Consider the following 19,308-nt stretch of genomic DNA (forward strand, 5'->3'; position numbering starts at 1 on the left):
GGCTCCTCCCGAAACGTTGGACCCGGTAGTGCAGGGGGTGAACGCAAGATGACCGAATCCGGCGCCACCCGCGTCGCGGTATACCTCGACTTCGACAACATCGTGATCTCCCGCTATGACCAAGTACACGGGCGCAGCTCGTTTCAGAAAGACAAGACCAAGGGCCTCGAGAAGGACCGGCTGCAGTCGGCGACCGTCGATGTCGGCGCCATCATCGATTTCGCGTCGTCGTTCGGCACGCTGGTCCTCACCCGCGCCTACGCAGACTGGTCCGCCGACGTCAACGCCTCCTACCACGGCCAGCTAGTCGGTCGCGCAGTCGATCTCGTTCAACTGTTTCCGGCTGCCGCGTATGGCAAGAACGGCGCCGATATCCGGTTGGCCGTCGACGCGGTGGAGGACATGTTCCGGTTGCCCGATCTGACACATGTGGTGATCGTGGCCGGCGATTCCGACTACATCGCGTTGGCTCAGCGGTGCAAGCGGCTCGGTCGCTACGTCGTGGGTATTGGTGTCGCCGGTGCCAGCAGCCGGTCCTTGGCCGCAGCCTGCGACGAGTTCGTCACCTACGATGCGCTGCCCGGTATTCCGGCTGCCGCAGTGCAATCCACCGATTCCAAGAAGCGCGGCCGCAGCCCGAGCACGCCCGAATCCGACGACGCACCGGCCGACTCCCAGGACGCCGCCACCGGGTTGCTCGAGCGCGCGCTGCGCATCGGTCAGGAGAAGGACGACGCCGAGTGGCTGCACAACTCGGCCGTCAAAGCCCAAATGAAACGAATGGATCCGTCGTTCAGCGAGAAGTCCTTGGGATTCCGGTCATTCAGCGATTTCCTGAGGTCGCGGTCCGATCTCGTCGAGCTCGACGAGACCAGCACCACGCGCTTGGTGCGGCTGCGAAGCGAAGCGGTTACGTAGTCCGAAGCGCGAGGATTGCCGTCGCCAGTCCGCGTCGCTCCGCACCCGGGAGGTACGGGCGTTGTGACGTGTTCCGAAACCTGTTCTCGGACCCAGTTTCTGGCGCGTCGTCGGAGGTAGCGGTCAGGCGCTGACTTTACGCCGCCGGCTGGTCCGTGACTTGGCCGCCGGTGCGGGGCTGCGCCCGACCACCTCGGCAAGGAACTTTCCGGTGTAGCTTTCGGGCACCGCGGCGACGTCCTCCGGAGTGCCTTGGGCGACCACGGTTCCGCCTTCGGCCCCACCCTCGGGACCCATGTCGACGATCCAGTCCGCCGTCTTGATGACGTCCAGGTTGTGCTCGATCACGATGACCGTATTGCCTTTGTCCACAAGGCCGTTGATCACGCTCAGCAGCTTGCGGATATCGTCGAAATGCAGCCCGGTGGTGGGCTCGTCGAGGATGTAGACCGTGCGTCCGGTCGAACGCTTCTGCAGTTCGGACGCCAGCTTGACCCGCTGCGCCTCACCCCCGGACAGGGTCGGCGCGGACTGCCCCAGCCGCACGTAGCCGAGGCCGACGTCGACCAGCGTGCGCAGGTAGCGGTGAATGCCGCTGATCGGTTCGAAGAACTCGCACGCCTCCTCGATCGACATGTCCAGCACCTCGGAAATGGTCTTGCCCTTGTAATGCACCTCGAGGGTTTCGCGGTTGTAGCGCGCGCCCTGACACACCTCGCACGGCACATACACGTCGGGCAGGAAGTTCATCTCGATCTTGATGGTTCCGTCGCCGGTGCACGCCTCGCAGCGACCGCCCTTGACATTGAACGAGAACCGACCCGGTTGGTAGCCACGGACTTTCGCCTCGGTGGTGGCGGCGAACAAGGTGCGGATCTTGTCGAACACCCCGGTGTAGGTGGCCGGGTTGGAGCGCGGTGTGCGCCCGATCGGCGACTGGTCCACCCGCACCAGCTTGTCCAGCTGGTCGATCCCGTTGACCCGGGTGTGCCGGCCTGGCACCTGCCTGGCGCCGTTGAGCCGGTTGGCCAGCACCGCGGCCAGAATGTCGTTGACCAGCGTCGACTTGCCCGAGCCCGAAACACCGGTCACCGACGTCAGCACGCCCAGCGGGAACGACACGTCGATGTCGCGCAGGTTGTGCTCGCGGGCCCCGACGACGGTGAGCTGACGCTTGCGGTCGACGACGCGCCGATGTGTGGGCGTGGCAATGCTTTCCCGGCCCGACAGGTAAGCGCCGGTGATCGACTCCTTGTTGGCCAGCAGCTCCTGATAGGTGCCGCTGTGCACGATTTGACCGCCGTGCTCGCCTGCGCCCGGTCCGATGTCGACGATCCAGTCGGCGTGCGCGATGGTGTCCTCGTCGTGTTCGACGACGATCAGAGTATTTCCCAAAGCCCTTAGCCGCGTGAGGGTTTCGATGAGGCGACGGTTGTCGCGCTGGTGCAGCCCGATCGACGGCTCGTCGAGCACATACAGCACGCCGACAAGCCCAGAGCCGATCTGGGTGGCCAGCCGAATCCGTTGTGCCTCACCGCCGGACAGCGTCGCGGCTGCCCGGGACAGCGACAGGTATTCCAGCCCGACGTCGAGCAGGAAGCCCAGCCGCGACTGGATTTCCTTGAGCACCTGCCCCGCGATCGCCTGCTCGCGCGCGCCGAGGGTGAGCGCGTTGAGGAAGTCGGCACAGTCGGAGATGGACAGCTCGCAGACCTCGGCGATGGACTTCGCGCCCCGGTCCCCCGCCGCCAGCGACACCGCGAGGATCTCTGGCTTAAGCCGCGTCCCCTCGCACACCGGGCAGGGAATGTCACGCATAAAGCCCTCGTAGCGTTCCTTCATCTGCTCGGACTCGGTCTGTTCCATCTTGCGCTGCAGGAACGCCAGCACGCCTTCGAAATCGGCGTAGTACGAACGGGTTCGGCCGTACCGGTTGCGGTACCGCACATGCACCTGATGGTCGGAGCCTTCGAGAATCGCCTTGCGGGCCTTGGCGGGAAGTTTGCGCCACGGCGTGTCGACATCGAAGCCCAGCTCCTCGCCGAGGCCGGCCATCATCCGGGTGAAGTACTCCGCGGTGTGGCCCGCCGACCACGGCGCCACCGCGCCCTCGGCCAGGGTGCGCTCCGGATCGGGAACCACCAGATCCGGGTCCACCTCCTTGCGGATTCCCAGGCCCACACATTCCGGGCAGGCGCCGTAGGGCGAGTTGAACGAGAACGAGCGCGGCTCGAGATCGTCGACGGCCAGCGGGTGCCCGTTGGGGCAGGCCAGCTTCTCCGAGAAGCGCTGCTCGCGCGGGTGGTCGTGTTCGTCGCGGTCGTCGGCAAATTCCAGCACCACTATGCCGTCGGCCAGGTTCAGCGCGGTTTCCACCGAGTCGGTGAGCCGCTGCTTGGCTGCGGTCTTGACGGTGAGGCGGTCCACCACCACCTCGATGTCGTGCTTCTCCTGCTTCTTCAGCTTCGGCGGGTCGGACAGCGGGTGCACCACCCCGTCGACCCGCACCCGGCTGTAGCCCTGCGCGTTGAGCTTGTCGAACAGGTCGGCGAACTCACCCTTACGGGTGCGCACGACCGGCGCGAGGACCAGGAACCGAATGCCCTCCTCCATCGCCAGCACCTGATCGACGATTTGCTGCGGGGTCTGACGGGCGATCTTCTCGCCACAGACCGGGCAGTGCGGCGTCCCGGCGCGCGCATACAGCAGCCGCAGGTAGTCGTACACCTCGGTGATCGTGCCGACGGTCGACCGGGGGTTGCGGTTCGTCGACTTCTGGTCGATGGACACCGCCGGCGACAGACCCTCGATGAAGTCGACGTCCGGCTTGTCCATCTGCCCCAGGAATTGGCGCGCGTAAGCCGACAGGGACTCCACGTAGCGGCGCTGGCCCTCGGCGAAGATGGTGTCGAAAGCCAGCGATGACTTGCCCGATCCGGACAACCCGGTGAAGACGATCAACGAGTCGCGCGGCAGGTCGAGGTCGACGCCGCGCAGGTTGTGCTCACGGGCACCCTTGACGATCAGGCGGTCAGCCAACGCTGGCCCCTCTCTACAACTATCTGGCAACTTTTGCTCGCCTAGCGGCGATTACTGCGCACGGCGCATTCCATGCTAGGTGCCCCCACCGACAAGACACCCACACCGGCCCGGGGAGCAGTAACGTGGCCGCTATGACTCGCGCCGGCGACGATGATTCCGGCGCACGCCGGAATTGAGGAGTGGCGCGCATGACCATGGTGGACGACACCTACACCGGACACGTCGACCCTGGCAACGCAGCCCGTCGCACCCTGCCCGGGGCCACAATCATCAAGGCGTCGGTCGGCCCTATGGACAACAACGCTTACTTGGTGACATGTTCCGCGACCGGGGAAACGCTTCTGATCGACGCCGCCAACGACGCGGACGCTCTGATCGACCTGGTGCGACGATACGCCCCGAAGCTGTCGCTGATCGTCACCAGCCATCAGCACTTCGACCACTGGCAGGCGCTGGAGGCCGTCGCCGCCGCCACCGGTGCGCCGACCGCCTCCCACGAGATCGACGCCGAACCGCTGCCCGTCAAACCGGATCGCTTGCTGGCCAACGGTGACACCGTGCAGATCGGCGAGCTGACGTTCGACGTCATCCACCTGCGCGGGCACACCCCCGGATCGGTCGCACTGGCCCTCGACGGGCCCGCGACCGGCGGCGTCACGCAGTTGTTCACCGGCGACTGCCTCTTCCCCGGCGGGGTGGGCAAGACGTGGCAGAAGGGCGACTTCGCCCAGCTGCTCGACGACGTCACCAGCCGGGTGTTCGACGTGTACGCGGATTCCACCGTGATCTATCCCGGCCACGGCGACGACACGGTGCTGGGCACCGAACGCCCCCACCTCAGCGAATGGCGCCAGCGAGGCTGGTAATCGTCCCGCTTGGATTGCCTTGCCGCAGAACGTGATTCGCAGTGCGCGGCGCCGGCGTTCACAACGCCCGAAAAAAGCCGTGTGAGCTGCGCCGAAACACCCTCCGCAGCACATCGTGCTCGGTAGCATGCGAGCCGATCACCACTCGTTTCCCAATGCCCAACCCCACGCCAGCCGCACAGGCCGTCGTGACCAATTCAATGATTGGCGAACGGAAATGGATTATGCAGCGCTACCGCCGGAGGTCAACTCCGGCCGCATGTGCGCGGGCGCGGGGTCCGTGCCGATGTGGGCGGCCGCGGCGGCCTGGGACGGGCTGGGCGCGGAACTGAACTCGGCGGCTACCGGCTACCGATCGGTGGTGTCCGGGCTGACGCGCGAAGCGTGGTTGGGTCCGGCGTCGATGTCGATGCGGGCCGCGGCCAATCAATTCGCGTCGTGGCTGAGTACCACCGCCGAGCAGGTCAAGCTGGCCGCCCGACAGGCCCGCGCGGCGGCGATGGCGTACGAGACGGCCTTTGCGGCGACGGTGCCGCCGCCCGTGATCGCCGAGAACCGCGCGCTGCTACTGGCGTTGGTCGCTTCGAACCTCTTCGGTCAGAACACCCCGGCGATCTCGGCCACCGAGACCCAGTACAGCGAGATGTGGGCGCAAGACGCGACGACCATGCACACCTACGCGAGCGGGTCCGCGGCCGCGTCGAGGTTGACACCGTTCAGCGATCCGCCGCAGACCACCGACCCGGCCGGGGCCAGCGCCCAGGACGCCGCCGTCGGCAAGGCCAGCACCTCGGCCGCCGCCAGCCCCAAAGCCCTGACGCAGGTGATGCAGACGGTGCCCGAGGTGCTGGACACGCTCGCGGGCGCACCAGGCGATCCGACCCTGTCGGACATCTTCAACGTCACCGCCAGCGGCACCTACGTCGCCAGTGGGGTGCTGTTCATCCTCGGCCCGTTGTTCACCGGCCCGATCAACGCGGTGCTGCCGCCCACCATCCTGGGTGCCGCGGCGCCGGCGCTGGGCGCGGTGGGTGCGGCGGCGGGCCTGATCAGCGACACCACGCCGGCCGCGGCACCGCTGGGCGGCACGGGTGTGCTGGCGGGCATGGGGCGGTCTCTCCCGGTTGGCGGGCTGTCGGTGCCGCCGGCGTGGGCCGGGGCGGCACCCGTACTCGCCAGCGCGGCCCGGGCGTTGCCGGAGGCCGCCCTGGCCGGGCTGCCCGAAGCCGCGATCGACGGGTTCGGGCCCGGCGCCGGCGCGTTGCTGCCGGGCAGCCTGATGGCCGCCGCAGCGGGCGGCGGCGGCGCGGCGGGCGGTGGTTTTGCGGCCACCCGCGCCGGCGCGGCGTCCCAACGCGGTGCGACCCCGCCGCCCGAGCGCGGGACGCCCGCCCGATACGGCACCTCTCCCGGGGTGATTCCGCAGGTGGCCCGCGCGGCGGGCCCGAACGACGGGCTGCGTGGCCCGGCGATGTTGACCGATCGGCGGACGGCGGCGGCCGAGGGCGTGATCGGCGAAACGCTCCGCGACGAAATCAACGACCTGCGCAAACAGATCTCCGACCTGGCGCTGGAGCGCGATGTGTTGATGCGGTCCCTAGCCTTGTGGGCCAGAGGGTCCGCGGAGTAGCGAAACCCGTCCGTCAGGACGTGGTGTGCACGATCAAAACGTCGACCTTGGCCCGGCGTGACACGTTGGCCGGCACCGAACCCAGCAAGCGGCCGGCGATCGTGCTCAGGCCGACGTTGCCGACGACCAGCAGGTCGGCCTTCACGTCTTCGGCCAGACTGACCAGGGCGTCTACGGGCGCACCGACGATCGGGCGCTCCTCGATGTTCTTCGCGCCGGCCTTGTGCGCCCGCTCCTTTGCGTCCTGCAGGATCGCGTATATCGGGGCGGTGCCCGACACTTTGTAGCTTTCATCCTTCAGGACATCAGCGGCCCGGCCGTCCTGATGTTGGGGCAGATAGGCCGACGCGACGATCAGCTTGGCGTCCGACCCGGCGATGGTGGCCGCCCGCTCGACAGCGCGAAACGATGAGTCCGAGCCGTCAGTGCCGACCACCACAGTCCGATAAGCGGACATTAACCCTCCCAGTGTCGTTTGCCAGGCCAACCCAAGACAGTAGCGCGTTGTCCGATCTAGATGGGTCAGATTACCCACACCGAAGTGGTCTGGCGCAAGCCTCCATTTACCTCGCCACGCTGCGGCAACGGCCCCAATTCCCGATAATGGGGCCATGACTCGCCCTCGCCCCGGTTGGAAGGCCTTGCGGGGCGGCGCTTTCCAGGAACGACGGACACAGTCAGCGAGACCATCGAGCCGTGTCGGGGGGGCCGCCGGCGGGCCGGCCGGACAGCTGATGACCAGGTCGATCGGGTGCGTCTTACAGTGACAGGCATCATGGCTACGTCCGCCCTCGAGCAGCGCTCCCAGGATGTGATTGCCGAGTCCGAGGCCGCCCGCGCGCGCGGCAGGTTGCTCGACCCGTGGGCCGTCGCCGTCCTGGCCGCCTTCATCAGCGGCGCCTGGGTCTGCCGGCCTTCGCTGTGGTTCGACGAGGGAGCCACGATCTCGGCCGCGGCGAGCCGGACTCTTCCCGAACTATGGAAGCTGCTGGGCCACATCGACGCGGTACACGGCCTGTACTACCTGGTGATGCACGGGTGGTTCGCGATTTTCCCGCCGACCGAGTTCTGGTCGCGGATTCCCAGCGCCCTCGCGATCGGGGTCGCTGCCGCCGGCGTGGTCGTGTTCACCAGGCAATTCACCCCGGGACGTGGCACCGCGATATGCGCGGGCGTCGTCTTCGCGATCCTGCCGCGCACTACGTGGGCGGGTATCGAGGCCCGCTCTTATGCCTTCTCGGTGGCCGCCGCGATCTGGCTGACCGTCCTGCTGGTCACCGCGGTGCGACGAAATCGGCCCCGGCTGTGGGTGGGTTACGCCGCGGGGCTGATGGTGTCGATCCTGCTCAGCCTCAACCTGGTCCTGCTGGTCCTGGTGTACGCGGTGATGCTGACGCAGCTGACGCCCAAGGGATCCCGGAAATCCCCGGTGATCTGGTGGGCGGCCAGCACGGCCGTCGCGCTGGGTGTCATGACGCCGTTCATCCTGTTCGCGCATGGTCAGGCATTTCAGGTCAACTGGCTTTTCCCGGTCAGCTGGCACTACGCCTTCGACATCACCCAGCGACAGTATTTCGACCACAGCGTGCCGTTCGCGGTGCTCAGCGGGGTGATCATGGTGGCCGCGGTCGTTGCCCGGCGGTTCGGCGCGCCGGCACCGGCGGGCGACATGCGCGGCCTGCTGACCATCTGCATCGGCTGGATCGTGCTGCCCACCACCGCCGTCGTGGTCTATTCGGCGTTCGGCGAGCCGATGTACTTTCCGCGCTATCTGATCCTGACCACGCCGGCGATGGCCGTGCTGCTGGCCGTCTGCGTCATCACCGTGGCGCGGCGGCCGTGGCCGATAGTCGGTGTCGTGCTGCTGTTTGCGGTTGCGGCGGTGCCGGATTACCTGTTCGTCCAGCGCTGGCCGTACGCCAAGGAGGGCTGGGACTACAGCCAGGTGGCCGACGTGATCAGCTCGCACGCGGCTCCCGGGGATTGCCTGCTGGCGGACAACACCGTGCCGTGGCGGCCCGGCCCGATCCGGGCGCTGCTGGCGACCCGGCCGGCGGCGTTTCGGTCGCTGATCGACGTCGAGCGCGGCGTGTACGGGCCCAAGGTCGGCTCGCTGTGGGACGGCCACGTCGCGGTGTGGTTGACAACGGCCAAAATCAACAGGTGCACAACGCTGTGGACCATCACCAACTACGACAAGTCGTTCCCCGAACATCAAGTGGGACAAGCGTTGTCGCCGGGCGCATTCGGCCGCACTCCGGCGTATCGGTTCCCCGGCTACCTCGGCTTCCACATCGTTGAGCGTTGGCAATTCCACTACTCTCAAGTCATCAAATCGACACGATGACGAGCGAGATAAAGGCGGGGGCTCCCGGGCAGGCGAGGGACGTGCAGAACGGGCTAGTGGGCGATCTATTGGGCGGCGATGTGCAGAATGCCCGACATCTCGTCGAGCTGTTTGGCGCCTTCGGCTTGACGGCCCTGATCGGCCTGGAACGGACCATCCAGGGCAAGAGCGCGGGGCTGCGGACCCAGACCATCGTCGGTACCTCGTCGGCGTTGGTGATGTTGATCAGCAAGTACGGCTTCAACAACGTCTTGTCCGCCGGCAGTGTTGTGCTCGATCCGTCCCGTGTGGCAGCCCAAATCGTGTCCGGCATAGGGTTTTGGGCGCCGGAATCATCATCACGCGGCGCGGCGCGGTGCACGGCCTCACCACCGCGGCGGCGGTCTGGGAGTCCGCCGCGGTCGGAATGGCGGCGGCCGCCGGCCTGATGCTGCTCGCGATTGCCGTCGTGGTCCTGCACTTCGTCAGCGCGTTGGCGTTCAGCGCGGTGGAGCGCCAGCTCGGAGCCCGGCTGCGCGGCACCACCCGGCTGCACATCATCTATGAGAACGGGCGAGGCGTATTGCGCGAGGTCTTGCGCATGTGCGGGCAGCGCAAGTGGCAACTCACCGAGCTCGACGCCGACGCGCACGACATCGACGACGGTGAAGTCCGGGTGACGATGACGCTGTCCGGCGCACAAATGGGCAAGGCGGCGGAGACTTTCGCCGCCATCAACGGGGTGATCGCCGTTCTTAGCGCCGAGGACGACGCGGATTAGGTCGCCGGCGGGGCGCGGCGATCGCGGCGGCTGGCCAGTGTGGACGCGACGACGGCCGATCCCGCCAGCGCCGCGATGATGGCGTACACGCACCGGGCCGCCGCCAGATCCCCGCCCGCGGTGTTGTTGACCACCACGCCCGCCAGCCCGGCCCCGAAGGCCGCCGAGATCAGTTGGACGGTATTGATCGCCGCGGCCGCCGCGCCGCCCTCGGACGGGTCGTCGACGGTGGCCATTGCGCGCATCGACAGATGCGGCCAGGTCATCCCCATCCCGATTCCGGCGATCAGGAAGCCCACCGCCCAGACCAGGACGACCCCGGTCGACGCGTCAGCACGCTGGGTCGCCGCGGCCAGCGCCAGACCAGACGCCATCACCAGCGGAGCGATCGCAATCACCCGGCCGACGACTCGAGGGGTACTGAGCGAGGCGCTGGACAGTTCGGAGATCGTCCAGCCCATGGCCAGGGCAGCACCCAAGAATCCGGCCGCGGCCGGCGTCAGATGCGCCAACCGCTGACCGAACAACGGCACGTAGATGTCGACCATGACGGCGGCCATCTGCACCGCCATCGTCAGATAGATCCATTTCAACGGACCGCGTCCAAATATGCTGGGCGGCAATACTTTTGCCCGCATCCGCCAGTCGACGAAGATGAATATTGCGACCAGCACCCCGCCGGCGACCAGCAGCCCGACCGTCGCGAAGACATTGCGCGGCAACTCCGCAACGCTGACCGCCAATGCGGCGGCACCCATCAGCAGTAGCGACAACACCGGCACCTTGGTGATCGCGGTCGCGTCGCCGGGGCCGCCGTCGGCGTTGCTCAGTGCCCGCGGCACCAAGATCGCCATCAGTGCGGCCAGAATCGCCATCGCACCGAATGCCCACCGCCACAACCCGAATTGCGCGAACAGGCCGGCCGCGGGTCCGGCCAGGGTCGCGACGCCCCACATTGCCGACGCCAGTGCCGACCCGCGGGTCCACAGCGAACGTGGCAGGGCGGTATTGATCAGCGAGTAGCCCAAGCCGGCCAACAGACCGCCGGCCACCTCCTGCAGGGCACGGCCGGCTATCAGCACCTCCATGGTCGGCGCCAGCGCGCACACGATGCTCGCGATGCCGAAGACGACCAGGCCCCAGAGGAACGAGGGGCGCGCGCCGACGCGCAGTCGCAGCGTGTTCACCGTGGCCGCCGCGACGACGGACCCGACCAGATACAGGGTGATCACCCACGCGTACAGCCGGCTGCCACCGATTTCGGCGACCGTGCTCGGAAGCAGGCTGGTGGTCAGAAACTCGGTGGTGGCGTAGAGCAGCAAACCACCGGACAGGACGGTAGACGTGCCCAGGTAGCCGCCCAGCAGCTCCCGCCAGCTGCCGGTGTCGCTGGCCGTATTCGTCACCACTACACCGTATGAGGGGTCGCGGGTCACTTCAGACCGGCGGCATCCATTCCGCGCAGTTCCTTTTTGAGGTCCGCGATCTCGTCGCGGAAGCGGGCGGCGAGTTCGAATTGCAGGTCGCGGGCGGCGGCCATCATCTGCGCGGTGAGGTCTTTGATCAGGTCTGCCAGCTCGGCGCGGGGCATGCTGGCGGTGTCGCGGCCCTCGATGATGCCGGCGCTGACGGCGCGGCCCGGCTCGCCCTGGGCGCGCCGGCCGCGCGACGCGTTGCGTCCCGACCCGCCGATCTGGACGTTTTCGGAGTCGTCGGCTTCCCGATAGACCTGGTCGAGAATGTCGGCGATCTTCTTGCGCAGCGGCTGCGGGTCGATGCCGTTGGCCTCGTTGTAGGCGATCTGCTTGGCGCGCCGACGTTCGGTCTCGTCGATGGCCTCGGTCATCGAGTCGGTCATCTTGTCGGCGTACATGTGCACCTCGCCCGAGACATTGCGGGCGGCACGGCCGATGGTCTGGATCAGGCTGCGCGCCGACCGCAGGAAGCCTTCCTTGTCGGCGTCGAGGATCGACACCAGCGACACCTCGGGCAGATCCAGGCCCTCGCGCAGCAGGTTGATGCCGACCAGCACGTCGTAGTCGCCAAGCCGCAGCTGGCGCAGCAGTTCGACCCGGCGCAGCGTGTCGACCTCGGAATGCAGGTAGCGCACCCGGATGCCCATTTCGAGCAGGTAGTCGGTGAGGTCTTCGGCCATCTTCTTGGTCAACGTCGTCACCAGCACCCGCTCGTCGGCCTCGGCCCGCTTGCGGATCTCGCCGATCAGATCGTCGATCTGTCCCTTCGTCGGCTTGACCACGACCTTCGGGTCGACCAGGCCGGTGGGGCGAATCACCTGCTCGACGAACTCCCCGGCGGCTTGGCTCAGCTCGTAGGGGCCCGGGGTGGCCGACAGGTACACCGTCTGTCCGATCCGGTCGGCGAACTCCTCCCAGGTCAGTGGGCGGTTGTCGCACGCCGACGGCAACCGGAATCCGTAGTCGACCAGGTTGCGTTTGCGCGACATGTCGCCCTCGTACATGCCGCCGATCTGCGGCACGGTCACGTGCGACTCGTCAATGACCAGCAGAAAGTCTTCGGGGAAGTAGTCCAGCAGCGTCGCCGGCGGCGTGCCGGCTCCCCGGCCGTCGATGTGGCGCGAGTAGTTCTCGATGCCGGAGCAAAAGCCGACCTGCCGCATCATCTCGATGTCGTAGTTGGTCCGCATCCGCAGCCGCTGGGCCTCGAGCAGCTTGCCCTGACCCTCGAATTCGGCGAGCCGCTCGGCGAGTTCCTCCTCGATCGTCGAGATCGCCTGCGCCATCCGCTCCGGGCCGGCCACATAGTGGGTGGCCGGAAAGATCCGCAGCGAGTCGACCTGACGAACCACGTCGCCGGTCAACGGGTGCAGGTAGTACAGCGCCTCGATCTCGTCGCCGAAGAACTCGATGCGCACCGCGAGCTCTTCATATGACGGGATGATTTCGACGGTGTCGCCGCGCACCCGGAACGAGCCGCGGGTGAAGGACAGATCGTTGCGGGTGTACTGCACGTCGACCAGCAACCGCAGCAACCCGTCGCGCGGCACCTCGGTGCCGACCCGCAGTTCGACGGACCGGTCCAGGTAGGACTGCGGCGTGCCCAGGCCGTAGATGCACGACACCGAGGCCACCACCACCACATCGCGGCGGGACAGTAGCGACGACGTCGCGGAGTGCCTCAAACGCTCCACGTCGTCGTTGATCGAGCTGTCCTTTTCGATGTAGGTGTCGGTCTGCGCGATGTACGCCTCCGGCTGGTAGTAGTCGTAGTACGACACGAAGTACTCGACTGCGTTGTGCGGCAACATCTCTCGCAGCTCGTTGGCGAGCTGAGCGGCCAGCGTCTTGTTCGGGGCCATGACCAGGGTGGGCCGCTGCAGCCGCTCGATCAGCCACGCGGTGGTGGCCGATTTTCCGGTGCCGGTGGCGCCCAGCAGCACCACGTCGCGCTCCCCCGCCTGGATCCGCCGCTCCAGCTCGTCGATGGCAGCCGGCTGATCACCCGCGGGATCATGCGGGCTGACCACCTCGAACTGGCCGCCGGCGCGCACGACCTGATCGACCGCGCGGTATTCCGAATGCGCGACGACTGGGTGCTCGGTGGCGAAAGCCATGTCCCCAGGGTAGAGGCGCGCACCGACAAGTGTGGCGATGCTGGTCTTAGGATCGACTCGATGACGAGTTCTTCTGAGTTGGTGGCGGTCGATCTGACCGAAAGAGAACGCGAGTTTATCCAGCAGGCGCTGGAGCAATGGGCATTGTCAGCCGCCGACGCGCCGTTTCCGGTCCAAATACTCGGCTTGTCGACGTGGGATGAGTTCGGCGACCTCACTGTCCGTCTCAAGCGCGCCGTCACCGATGGCGAGTCGCTCACGGACCTCGACTGGGCGCGAGCGCTGTTTTTGACCGAAATCACTTGGGCTAGTGACCTGGTAGGCGCAGGTTTGGACTTCGCGACCGTCACCGGGTTCTCCGACACCGAAGCGGTGAGCTTGTTGCGCGGCCTGCAACGCCGCCGCAAAATCGGTGGCCGCACGCGCGCGTAGTTGCTGTTTCCGAATGGGGGGAGGACCCGTTCCGCCGCGGAGATTGAGGAAGAGAGACTGTGGGCGGAAAACGTGCGCCGCGAACAGGAGGGGCGGCATTACCCCTCCGGACTTTAAATAGCTCGGGAGCGTTGAGGGGCTGGCCCGCCCAGAAGTGGTGCGGTGATCGTCCGGCTTCGAAGAACCGCACGGCACTCTGGGGCGCAAATTTCGACTGCTCCGTCGCAAACGCCAGAATCAGTGCCGGGTCCACATCCGGGTGACCGGATCGCACTGCAGTAGGTAGCCGTCGTTCGAGGTGGACATCGCGAAAACCGGGACGTCGGGCAGGTCGCACGAGCTGCCCGACGCGTGCACGCCCGTCTCGATCGGCGCCTTGTCCCAGGTGTTCCCCTCGCACACCACCTGCTGATTGCTGGTCGGGTCGTAGGCGAGTTTGTCGACGTCGGTGCACAACCCGCCGAGGACGGCGGGCGCCGGGTGCGCCGGTGTGGTCGAGGTGCAGATCACCTGGTTGGGGTCGGCCAACGCGACCCCCGCCGGCGCGTCACCGACGCGGGCAGCCACGACGGGGACCCGCACCACCGCCCCCTGCGCGCCGCACTCGTTGCTCAGCACGGTCTCGGTCTCGGTGCCCCGCAGCGTGCCGTCCGGTTGCGGCGCCAGCGACCAGGCGACCGTCTCCTGCTGGGTCGCCAGGACCTGCCCGTTCGGCTGGCGGCAGCCGATCCGTTCCTGCTGCGGCGCCCCCTGCCAATAACCGCCTACGTAACGCAGGGTGTCGGTCTCCCCGCCGTCAGCGCTGCTGGCTACTTTGTGGTTGGCGCTGTCCAGCTTGGTGCCGCTGGCCGCGCACCCGTTGGTAGTGCACGCGGAACGGAACGCCCACCAGTCCGTGCCGGGGCTGTCGTGGCGGATCGCGACGCCATTGGTGGTCCGCTTGGTGCGGTCATAAGTCAGTTGGTAGGTGCCGCCCAGGACCGGTCCCCCGGGCCTCGGCGCGGCGCTGGGCGCGGGTGCGGACGGCCGCGACGCCAGCGCGGGGTTGGGTTGCGGACTTTCCGGCTGGAAGGAGTACAGCGTCGACCAGGTCGCCGCCACGGCGATCAGCACCGCGCACACCAGTGCAGCAGACCACCGTACTCTCGACGAAAATCTATGGTAGGCAGCTGAAACCAACCCTCGGCGCCGGTGTGCGACGACCGTGTCGCCACCGGCCTTCTCGACGCCGTCGACCTGCTCGCCGACCGCGGCGGCGAATGCGCGACACCGCTCGAAGCGCTCCGCGGGTTGTTTGCCAAGCGCCTTGAAGAACACGTCGTCCAGGTAGGCCAACTCCGGCCGGTGATCGCTGAGCCGCGGCGGATCCTCGTGCAGATGCTGGCTGATCACCGCGATCGGATTGGAGTGCTGAAACGGCGGAGCGCCGGTGAGTAGATGAAATGCCGTGGCGGCCAACGCATATTGATCCGCACGCCCGTCAATGTTGGATCCGGTCAGCTGCTCGGGTGCCGCGTAAGCGACCGTCCCGACGGCCACATTGGTCTCCGTGATCCCGCTGATGCTACCCAGGTGTCGCGCTACCCCGAAGTCCTCCAACAGGATTCGCTGATCATCGTCGCCCGGATGAGTGAGCAGGATGTTGGCGGGTTTGACGTCGCGGTGCAGCAAGCCGCGGTCGTGCGCGTAATCGAGGGCACCCGCGACGGCCTCAAGAATCGCGCACACCTCACCGATCGGCATCCCCTCCGGGTGGCGCTCTTTCACCAGCCGCGACGCATCGGTGCCCTCGACGTAGTCCATCGAGATCCACAGCTGGCCGTCGAATTCACCGCGATCATGCACGCCGACAATGTGTGGGTGCCACAGCGTGGCGGCGAGATCGGCTTCGCGGTTGAACCTTTCGCGAAACTCGCTGTCCGCGGTGACGGCCTCGGCTAGGACTTTGATCACTTCGCGACGCGGCAGCCGCGGATGTAGGGCCAGATAGACCTCGGCCATCCCGCCGGCGCCCAGCGGCCGCAGGATGGTGTAGCCCGCGAAGGACGCACCGTTGGCCATCGCCGGGCGCGAACCACTGACCTGTTCGCCGGCGAGCGCGAGTCCCGCATTCGGAGTCGGGATGGCCGGCGGGACGCGGCGAAACAGGTGTGCGACGGTGGCCGAATGAAATCCCGCGCGCAGCGCCTCACCGGCCAATCGCGGGTTGGTCAGCAGCCGCCGGCCGCTGCCGAGGCGCCGGGTTGGGCGCTTCAGCTCGTCCATAGTGTGATTGCCCCCTCGTGATTTCGGCATTCCTGCGCACGCCAAAACCAGACCGTTTCGGCAGTCCGGAAAGCCCCCTGCGACTCCTCCGGTTCGAATCATGCCCGACGCGGATAGGCGAAAGGCCGCCGGACGCTATGAACCAGCTATGAAGCCGCCGAACCGAAAACAAAGCTAAGTCACAGGCGCGTCCGATGGGAGGCACTGACTCGGCGCACCGATACTTGAGTCGTGAGTCGACCCGCCCCGCCTGTCCTGACAGTTCGGCACAACGGGTCTCAACGAACCTTCGCCGCAGGTGACGAGGCGATCATCGGACGCGATCAGCAGGCGGACCTCCGTATCGCCGACCCGCGGATATCGCGCGCGCACCTGATCGTGCGTTTCGATCGTGGGCGTTGGCTGGCCATCGATAACGGCTCGCTGAACGGAACCTACGTCAACGGCTACCGGATGCCGGTCATAGACATCCACGACGGCCAGAGCATCAACATCGGAAATCCTCAGGGCCCGCGGCTGATCTTCGCGATCGGACCGCAGCAGGGTCGGATCAGCGGACCGCCCCCGATCAGGGCGACGCCGGATTCGGGGCCTCCCACCGTTGTCTGGTCCGCGCTTCCGGTCCTACCGACGACGACCGCGCAGCCGCTCCCGCCTCCGCCGCGGCAGGCTGCAAACCCGCCACCCCGCGCGCCAGCCCGGCGGCAGCAACCTCAAATGCCAGGGCCGCCAAGGCATCCCGGCACACCGCCGCGTAAGGCACCACCACCGATGCCGCCGCCGCCCGAGGAACTGACCGTCGTCAACGCCGAGTCGCCGGCCATGCCGTCGGCCCGGCCGGACGAGACGCCGCCGGCCGAGTCCACCGTGATCGACGCGAAGACCGCCGACGTCTCCAACCTCGCGACGCGTTTTGTGAAGTTACTTTCACCGCGGTCGTCGTCGGCCGCGGGCACCGCCGGCGCCAAGACGATCGGACGCGCCCCAGAGAACGACGTCGTCGTCTCCGACGTGCTGGCCTCGCGCCAGCACGCGACCTTGATCCCCACATCGCTGGGCCTGGAAATCCGGGACACCAGCATCAACGGGACGTTCGTCAACGGCACCCGGGTGGGGTCGGCGATTTTGAGCGACGACGACGTGGTCACCATCGGCAACGTCGACCTGGTCGTGCGCGACGGCAGCCTGGTCAAGCTCAGCGAGGCCGCCACCCGCGCCGGCGGTCTCGAGGTGCGCGACGTCAAGTACGTCGTCGACAGCGGCAAACAACTGCTGGACAACATCTCACTGACCGCGCGCCCCGGGACGTTGACCGCCGTCATCGGTGGATCCGGCGCAGGGAAGAGCACCCTGGCCCGGCTGATCGCCGGCTACACCACGCCCAGCTCTGGCTCGGTCACCTTCGAGGGCCACAACATTCACTCGGAGTACGCGTCGTTACGCAGCCGGATCGGCATGGTCCCGCAGGACGACGTCGTACACCGCCAGCTGACCGTCAACCAGGCCCTGGGGTACGCGGCCGAGCTGCGACTGCCACCCGATACCAGCAAATCCGACCGGGCCAAGGTCGTCGCGCAGGTGCTCGAGGAACTCGACCTGACCAAGCACGCGGAGACCCGGGTCGACAAGCTCTCCGGCGGACAGCGCAAGCGCGCCTCGGTGGCCCTGGAACTGCTGACCGGCCCCTCCCTGCTGATCCTGGACGAGCCGACGTCGGGCCTGGACCCCGCGCTGGACCTGCAGGTCATGACGATGCTGCGTCAGCTCGCCGACGCCGGCCGTGTCGTGTTGGTCGTGACGCACTCGCTGTCGTACCTGGAGCTGTGCGACCAGGTGCTGCTGATGGCGCCCGGCGGCAAGACGGCCTACTGCGGCCGGCCGGACCAGATCGGCACGGCGATGGGCACCAGTAACTGGGCCAAGATCTTCGCCAAGGTGGGCGCCGACCCCGAGGAAGCCAACCGGCGCTTCCTGGAACGAAAGGAGGCCGAACGGCGACCGCAGAAACCGCTGGCGGCCGACGACGATGAGCCCGACGAACTGGGCAAGCCGGTCCACACCAGCCTGCGGCGCCAGATCTCGACGATCGCCCGCCGGCAGATCCGTCTGGTCGTGGCCGACCGCGCGTATTTCATCTTCCTGGCGGTGTTGCCATTCATTCTGGGGTCGCTGTCGCTGACGGTGCCCGGCTCGAACGGATTCCATCTGCCCGGTCAAAACGCCGGCACACCCGACGAATCCGCCCAGATACTGGCGCTGTTGATGCCCGCCGCAGCATTCATGGGCACCGCGCTGACGATCCGCGACCTGGTCGGCGAACGCGCCATCTTCCAGCGCGAGCAAGCGGTCGGCCTGTCCACGACCTCCTATCTGCTGGCCAAGACGGCGGTCTTCTGCGGATTCGCGATCGTGCAGTCGGCGATCGTCACCGCGATCGTGGTGATCGGCAAGAGCGCCCCGACACGCGGCGGCCTGCTGCTGGGCCACGGCACGGTCGCCGCCACCGTCGAACTCTTCGCGACCGTCGCGGCAACGTGTGTCGCGTCGGCCGTTCTCGGCCTGGCCATTTCGTCGCTGGTGCGCTCCAGCGAGCAGATCATGCCGCTGTTCGTGGTGACGGTGATGGCGCAGTTGGTGTTGTGCGGCGGCATGGTCCCGGTGACCGGCCGGCTCGGGCTCGATCAGCTGTCGTTCGCGATGCCGGCACGCTGGGGGTATGCCGCGGCGGCCGCGACGATCGACCTGCGCCACCTGGTACCGGATTCGCTGCTCGCCAAGGACCGGTTCTGGCAGCACACCCTGAAGACCTGGCTGCTCGACGTCGGCATGCTGGGCGGCCTGTCGTTTCTCTATCTCGGCTTCGTCCGGTGGAAGATCCGGCTGCGCCGCTGACCCTCGCGATCCCGGTAAGGTGACGCCATCCATCCACCGAAGCACGAAACATTCGACCTGCTCGCCCGCACCAACACCGATCCCAAAGGCATTGTGCGGGCGGTCGATGAGTACGCGGTGCACCCGTGGGGGCTCTACGTCGCCCGGCCGACTCCCGGCCGGGCCCAGTTCCACTACCTGGAATCGTGGCTGCTGCCGTCGCTGGGATTGCGCGCCACCGTATTCCACTTCAACCCGGGCCACGAGCGCGACCACGACTACTACCTCGATATCGGCGAATACACGCGCGGCCCCGACGTGTGGACCTCCGAGGACCACTACCTCGATATCGAGGTGCGTACCGGCTCGGGAGCGGTGCTGGCCGATGTCGACGAGCTGCTGGATGCCGTGCGGCACGGGCTGCTGGCGCCCGAGGTCGCTGAGCAGGCGGTGTGTCGCGCCGTGCACACCGTGGAAGGGCTGGCTCGAAACGGCCACGACCTGCACCGCTGGCTGTCCGGAGCCGGCGTCGAGCTCACCTGGCGCAGCCGGTCACAGTTTTCGCAACGGACGGGCGGGTAACTC

General features: G+C 67.3%; 12 protein-coding genes and 1 pseudogene. 8 read left to right on the forward strand and 5 right to left on the reverse strand.

Going from position 1 to position 19,308, the window contains the following annotated elements; all coding sequences use genetic code 11:
- Positions 1-48 precede the first annotated feature (48 nt).
- Positions 49-918, forward strand: a complete 870-nt coding sequence (locus tag G6N54_RS05040) for an NYN domain-containing protein (protein ID WP_163788823.1) — start codon at positions 49-51, stop codon at positions 916-918.
- A 123-nt stretch (positions 919-1,041) separates the two neighbouring features.
- Here G6N54_RS05040 and uvrA read toward each other — a convergent pair whose 3' ends face one another.
- Complete coding sequence (gene uvrA, locus G6N54_RS05045) at positions 1,042-3,957, reverse strand: excinuclease ABC subunit UvrA (protein ID WP_163788824.1); 2,916 nt, start codon at positions 3,955-3,957, stop codon at positions 1,042-1,044.
- A 191-nt stretch (positions 3,958-4,148) separates the two neighbouring features.
- Between uvrA and G6N54_RS05050 the strand changes: the two genes are divergently transcribed.
- Positions 4,149-4,826 carry an MBL fold metallo-hydrolase gene (locus G6N54_RS05050; protein WP_163788825.1) on the forward strand — a complete coding sequence of 226 codons (678 nt, stop codon included), beginning with the start codon at positions 4,149-4,151 and terminating at the stop codon, positions 4,824-4,826.
- A 217-nt stretch (positions 4,827-5,043) separates the two neighbouring features.
- Entirely contained in the window at positions 5,044-6,456 is a 1,413-nt protein-coding gene (locus G6N54_RS05055; protein ID WP_163788826.1) for a PPE family protein, read from the forward strand.
- A gap of 13 nt (positions 6,457-6,469) precedes the next feature.
- On the opposite strand, the gene G6N54_RS05060 is transcribed toward G6N54_RS05055, so the two are convergent.
- Complete coding sequence (locus G6N54_RS05060; RefSeq protein ID WP_163788827.1) at positions 6,470-6,913, reverse strand: universal stress protein; 444 nt, start codon at positions 6,911-6,913, stop codon at positions 6,470-6,472.
- Between the two features lie 318 nt (positions 6,914-7,231).
- Between G6N54_RS05060 and G6N54_RS05065 the strand changes: the two genes are divergently transcribed.
- Positions 7,232-8,803, forward strand: a complete 1,572-nt coding sequence (locus G6N54_RS05065; RefSeq protein WP_163788828.1) for a mannosyltransferase — start codon at positions 7,232-7,234, stop codon at positions 8,801-8,803.
- 41 nt (positions 8,804-8,844) lie between these two features.
- Positions 8,845-9,563: pseudogene (locus tag G6N54_RS05070) on the forward strand (MgtC/SapB family protein).
- Here the strand turns inward: G6N54_RS05070 and G6N54_RS05075 are convergent.
- Together G6N54_RS05075 and uvrB are read right to left on the reverse strand one after the other, a co-directional pair.
- Complete coding sequence (locus G6N54_RS05075) at positions 9,560-10,969, reverse strand: MFS transporter (protein ID WP_163788829.1); 1,410 nt, start codon at positions 10,967-10,969, stop codon at positions 9,560-9,562. The pseudogene G6N54_RS05070 and the gene G6N54_RS05075 sit on opposite strands and share 4 nt — an antisense overlap.
- Positions 10,970-10,995: 26 nt before the next feature.
- Positions 10,996-13,155, reverse strand: a complete 2,160-nt coding sequence (gene uvrB, locus G6N54_RS05080) for an excinuclease ABC subunit UvrB (RefSeq protein WP_179969171.1) — start codon at positions 13,153-13,155, stop codon at positions 10,996-10,998.
- Between uvrB and G6N54_RS05085 the strand changes: the two genes are divergently transcribed.
- Positions 13,120-13,587: a hypothetical protein gene (locus tag G6N54_RS05085; protein WP_232073380.1), complete on the forward strand. Its 468-nt coding sequence runs from the start codon at positions 13,120-13,122 to the stop codon at positions 13,585-13,587. The two genes, uvrB and G6N54_RS05085, sit on opposite strands and share 36 nt — an antisense overlap.
- A gap of 237 nt (positions 13,588-13,824) precedes the next feature.
- Here the strand turns inward: G6N54_RS05085 and G6N54_RS05090 are convergent, their stop codons facing one another.
- The gene (locus G6N54_RS05090) at positions 13,825-15,852 is read right to left on the reverse strand and encodes a serine/threonine-protein kinase (RefSeq protein WP_163788830.1); all 2,028 of its coding nucleotides are present in this window, start codon (positions 15,850-15,852) and stop codon (positions 13,825-13,827) included.
- Positions 15,853-16,083: 231 nt separating this feature from the next.
- Between G6N54_RS05090 and G6N54_RS05095 the strand changes: the two genes are divergently transcribed.
- A complete protein-coding gene (locus tag G6N54_RS05095; RefSeq protein ID WP_163788831.1) occupies positions 16,084-18,744 on the forward strand; it encodes an ATP-binding cassette domain-containing protein in 2,661 nt (886 codons plus the stop codon).
- A 93-nt stretch (positions 18,745-18,837) separates the two neighbouring features.
- Entirely contained in the window at positions 18,838-19,305 is a 468-nt protein-coding gene (locus G6N54_RS05100; protein WP_163788832.1) for a DUF402 domain-containing protein, read from the forward strand.
- The last annotated feature ends 3 nt before the right edge of the window (positions 19,306-19,308 follow it).

The organism is Mycobacterium stomatepiae, assembly GCF_010731715.1.
Taxonomy (GTDB): Bacteria; Actinomycetota; Actinomycetes; order Mycobacteriales; family Mycobacteriaceae; genus Mycobacterium; species Mycobacterium stomatepiae.